Source organism: Henriciella sp. (genome assembly GCF_049649345.1).
Taxonomy (GTDB): domain Bacteria; phylum Pseudomonadota; class Alphaproteobacteria; order Caulobacterales; family Hyphomonadaceae; genus Henriciella.
Map to the genome: position 1 here is coordinate 1 of NZ_JBARZC010000189.1, position 3,374 is coordinate 3,374.

Sequence of the window (3,374 nt, forward strand, 5' to 3'; positions counted from 1 at the left end):
CGGTCGATCATGACACAGGTGGCATTCCCACCGGCGGCTCAGGCGAGATTATCACCGAGGCGTTCCGCCCGGGAACAGAGCCGGGCGCCGTGTTCGATGATCGCGGCGGGTTCTCGATCTCCGGCAATCGCGGTGCCTCTGAGGGCACAGCCGATACGGCCGATCCGTTCGGCGAAGATCTGCAATACGATCCTGCGGATGCGCCGGATGATGTCGCCGATGAAAGCCTGAGCGACATTTATTGACGGACGCTGCAGATTTGTGCATCGCCTAACGCGCAGAATTAAGAGAGTTAAAACCCGACCATGTCGACGGAAATCAATACACTCGTAGATGAAATCAAGCAGTCCGCAGAGCTGCTGAGGAGGCGTCTTTGACTGGGACGTCGCCGAAAAGAGACTGGATGAGCTGAACGCGCTCTCCGAGCAGCCTGATTTCTGGAATGACCCCGAGGATGCCCGCAAGCTGATGGCTGAGCGCCAGCGGCTTGAGGATGGCATCAAGCTTGTCCTTTCGCTCGAACGCGAAGCTGAGGACGGCGCTGAGCTGCTTGAGCTTGCCGATGGCGACGCCGCGATGATCGACGAGGTCGCTGCAACGCTCAAGACAACGCGGGAGAAAGCGGCAAAGGCTGAGCTTCAGGCGCTCCTGTCGGGCGAAGCGGACGCCAATGACTGCTACATGCAGATCAATGCCGGGGCTGGAGGGACTGAAAGCCAGGACTGGGCGGCCATGTTGCGCCGGATGTATGTGCGCTGGGCCGAGAAATCGGGCTACAAGGTTGAAGAAGTGGACGCGCATGACGGCGAGGAAGCCGGCATCAAGTCCGCGACGCTGCTGATTGAAGGTCACAACGCCTATGGCTGGCTGAAGTCCGAGACCGGCGTGCATCGACTTGTCCGGATATCTCCCTATGACTCCTCGGCGCGGCGCCACACCTCATTCGCGTCGGTCACTGTCTCGCCCGTGATTGATGATACGATCGAGATCGATATCGACCCATCCGAAGTGCGCACCGATACCTATCGCTCGTCGGGTGCAGGGGGGCAGCACGTCAACAAGACCGATTCGGCGGTCCGCCTGACCCATGACCCGACGGGCATTGTCGTCGCCTGCCAGGCCGGACGCTCGCAGCACCAGAACCGGGCCAAGGCCTGGGAGATGCTGCGCTCAAAGCTCTACGAATTGGAGTTGCAGAAGCGCCGGGAAGCTGTGCAGGACAGCCATGAGTCCAAATCGGATATTGGCTGGGGGCACCAGATCCGCTCCTACGTCCTGCAGCCCTATCAGCTCGTGAAGGATTTGCGCACCAATCATGAAACATCTGACACGTCAGGTGTTCTGGACGGCGATCTCGATGCCTTCCTGAGCGCTGCCCTGGCGCATTCTGTCGGGGTCGATCAGGACGAAGACGCGTAAAGAAAAAGCCGCTTTCAAAGATGAAAGCGGCTTTCCTGAATTCTAATTGTATTCGCGAGCGCCTAGGAGGCGGCTGAGGAACTGGTTCCGCCGAACGGACGCACCGTCGAGGATGTGCTGGTGCTCGCCGAAGAGGGCGCCTGGCTGTCAGAGCTCGAGGACTTGCCTATATTGGCGGCCTTTGGGGCTGAGGTTTTCAGCGGATCCTCATCGTGTTTGACTTGGCCTTCGAACATCGCATTCGGCTGGATGCTGAGCGATGAGTGAATGATGTCGCCATGCACGCGCGCGCCTGTCTCAAGCTCGACCTTGCGGGCCCGAATGGATCCGCGAACCTCGCCTTTGACCTTGACGGCCTCGGCGCGAACCTCGCCAACGACGCGTCCGCTGGAGCCGATCGTGATGTCAGCCGCCGTCACGTCGCCATCGACGACGCCGTCGATCTGCAGGGCGCCTTCGGATGAGATCGATCCGTTGATTTCCATGTCACCGCAAATGATCGATGCAGCCGATCGTGCGGTCGGTTTCGATGCCGCGCCCTTGATGGCGTCCTGCGCCGGATGGACGCTCGGTGCTGCGGTTTCGTTATCTTTGGACTTAGTGAACATGTTTACCCGCCTTCAGGAATTCTACTGGATCGTAAGGTTTGTTATTGAACCACACTTCATAGTGAAGGTGCGGGCCAGTGCTGCGGCCTGTTGAGCCCATGGCGCCTACGACATCGCCAATTGCAATTGTATCACCCCTGGAAACGTTGATGCGTTTGAGGTGAGCGTACCGGGATTTGAAGCCATGACCGTGGTCAACTTCGACCATTCGGCCATAGCCGGATTTCGTACCTGCGAAGCTGACAGTGCCTGGGCCGGTCGCTGTGATTGGCGCATTCCAATAGGCGCCGATATCGATGCCATTGTGCCAGCCGGGGCGCTTGTTGAACGGGTCAACGCGAAGACCGTAATTGGAGGTCAGCCTCCAGGTGACGCCGACCGGGTCGGCGAGCGGAAGATTCGAAACGACATCTTCGTAATAGCGGGCTTCTTCCATGCGCGCTGCGACTTGAGCGACGCGCTCTGCAAAGGCAGCTTCTTCCGGCGATTCGAACTCACCGCTTGCAAGGCTGGCGAATTCCACAATCGGGCCGCCCATTTCCTGGTTATTGTTGCCGATTCTATTAGTGCCGACAGCGGTCAGGCGAAGAACGCCCCGGGCCTGCTCGGCCCGGTCGACAGCAATCTCTTCAACTTCATCGAGGAAAGCCTGCTGTTCGCGCTGGATGTCACCGATCTGGCCACGGAGACCGACGTTCGTTGCATTGGTCTCCTGATAGCTGGAGGAGGGGCGCGACTGACGGCGGTCCGCTTCGTCAATTGAGGCATTGACCAATAATGGTGCATCATTGCCTCTTAAAGCGGCAGCTTCGAGCTCTCCGCCATTCTGGAGTGTATTCAGAAGAACTTCGAGGGTCTGGTGCCGGCGTTCGAAGTCAACAGTCGCCTCCTGGAAGGCTTCGGTGCGTTCGACCAGCTGGGACCGCGACAGCGCATCACGGGCGCGCAGCTCCTGTACCCAGCGTTCGTACTTGTCGATTTCATACTGTCCGCTTGCCACCACGCCCTGCTTGGGCATGAAAACAAGGTTTGCTGTGGCATAGAGAGACCAGCCGACAGCTGCAGCGACTGCTGCAGCAAGGATAGCTTGTTGGGAAGGGGAGATCGTAAAGTAGCGGACGGTTCCTCCGCTACGATGATAAATTTGGCGCTCCGGAAATAGGCGACTGAAAAGTTCTCGAACCTTCATCGTCTTTTTTTTCATGGTACGCGCCTACCCTTCAAAAACTCTATTCCGCCGTAAACGCTACGGCTGCTCCCCAGCAGAAATAAGTAGTAACTCAATTTGACCACTCGCGGAAAGGGTTCGAGTTCATATTTACCAAGACTTTTTGCACAGGTTGGTAA

4 protein-coding genes are annotated in these 3,374 nt (G+C 58.2%); 2 read left to right on the forward strand and 2 right to left on the reverse strand.

All coding sequences use genetic code 11. The annotated features are described in order from the left end of the window. On the forward strand, window positions 1–245 hold a 245-nt coding region (locus tag WA989_RS04695; protein ID WP_424339350.1), incomplete at its 5' end, for a hypothetical protein. A gap of 60 nt (window positions 246–305) precedes the next feature. Beyond that, window positions 306–1,419 (forward strand): peptide chain release factor 2 gene (gene prfB, locus WA989_RS04700; protein WP_424339351.1). Its coding sequence is split into 2 segments (ribosomal slippage): window positions 306–374 and window positions 376–1,419, totalling 1,113 coding nucleotides; the frame shifts between segments, so codons are not numbered across the junction. A gap of 62 nt (window positions 1,420–1,481) precedes the next feature. On the opposite strand, the gene WA989_RS04705 is transcribed toward prfB, so the two are convergent. Next, window positions 1,482–2,027 (reverse strand): bactofilin family protein, encoded by a 546-nt coding sequence (locus WA989_RS04705; protein ID WP_424339352.1) that lies wholly within the window; start codon window positions 2,025–2,027, stop codon window positions 1,482–1,484. Continuing rightward, complete coding sequence (locus WA989_RS04710) at window positions 2,017–3,231, reverse strand: M23 family metallopeptidase (protein ID WP_424339353.1); 1,215 nt, start codon at window positions 3,229–3,231, stop codon at window positions 2,017–2,019. Before WA989_RS04710 ends, WA989_RS04705 begins: the two co-directional genes overlap by 11 nt. Window positions 3,232–3,374 lie beyond the last annotated feature (143 nt).